Raw genomic sequence first — 1,253 nt, forward strand, 5'->3', positions numbered from 1 at the left:
ATCCGCAGATTATGCACGAATGCCAAGAAATCTGGAGTGCAAATATCAACCAAAAAGAAGATCATTTTTTGATTTATGAAAGAGATCTATTAGAAGAAGGTAATACAAGCTCCAATATCTTTGATAACCTCCTTAACGCATCATTTACTACACTTTCAGGCGAGTTTGCAGCGGGATGCTCTCCAAATCCATACAAACATAACGATTGTGGCATCGCATGGGGCCATAACAGCCAAGGTGAAGGACTTATTTGTAGACGCAAGCCAACTGTTGGAAAGCCTTCACAAAAGCTAATCCTGAGTATCCGTGAAACACCTAAGAAGTCCTCAGGTAAAGGAAATTCATACGCTAGCACCTCCTTTTCTTTTGGGTCTGTTTCTTTAAGCAAAGACATAGCATCTTCACCTAAATATTGGTGTAAAAATGCTATACCTTGTCTTATTTCTGGAGTGACTTTTTCCATCTTAACCAAGTCGACCTACTGGTTCATTTGAAGTATGAATTGATGCTGCAGATGAAGATGATCCTGTTAAGGCATTTAATGCTAGAGCATTGAGCGTTATTTGAGAGTTTCTTCCAGGTAATGTCCATGATTTATCAGGAACATTTATAATTTGCTCTTTGATAAATGCTCTTGGGACTCCAAAACTTTCCATAAGTTTATTTTCAAATGATTCTGAATTACCTAAGTCATTAAGTCCTATTAATACACTTTCTAAAGCTTGTGAATGCCACACAAAAAATGCTTCTCGATAAGATTCACCCTCACCATCTGGACGATTCCATTTTTCAGCAAAGTTTTCACCTGAATCTTTAGGATTCAATACAGCAAAGCCTTCATCAACTTGGGTTATAAACTGTGACATGTATGCAATGATTTTTACAATTGCCTCAATTGGCCTTAGAGCCTGAGCCTGTGATTCTTTATAAACTTTCTCATATGCTTTGGCAGCTAGAGTGGTTATCACTGCAGAAATCGGTCGATACTCAGGACTTTCTGAATTTAATGCCCACTGATCACGATGTCTTTTTAGTAATTTAATAGTTGCTCTTAATGGATTATGTTCAGCGTAGTCTTCATACAAAGGCAATGGATCTTGAGTTGCACTATCCATTAGAACTTTATTATCAGCCATTTTTCGAATAATTTGGATTTCAAGCTTAGGGCGTGTCCTCATTTGGCTTTACACCAAATAAACATGCAAGCAATGTAAATCATAGACTGATAATTTCGTGCAAGCTTATCAAATCGG

At 37.4% G+C, this 1,253-nt stretch carries 1 protein-coding gene and 1 pseudogene; one reads left to right on the forward strand and one right to left on the reverse strand.

Annotation, left to right across the window (positions count from 1 at the left end; all coding sequences use genetic code 11):
* Positions 1-494: pseudogene (locus NI461_RS13995) on the forward strand (hypothetical protein); the annotation flags it as partial.
* Here the strand turns inward: NI461_RS13995 and NI461_RS14000 are convergent.
* Positions 465-1,178 (reverse strand): hypothetical protein, encoded by a 714-nt coding sequence (locus tag NI461_RS14000; RefSeq protein WP_253157842.1) that lies wholly within the window; start codon positions 1,176-1,178, stop codon positions 465-467. The pseudogene NI461_RS13995 and the gene NI461_RS14000 overlap by 30 nt on opposite strands.
* Positions 1,179-1,253 lie beyond the last annotated feature (75 nt).

The sequence above is a fragment of the Acinetobacter sp. S4400-12 genome, assembly GCF_024129495.1.
Classification (GTDB): Bacteria; Pseudomonadota; Gammaproteobacteria; order Pseudomonadales; family Moraxellaceae; genus Acinetobacter; species Acinetobacter lwoffii_C.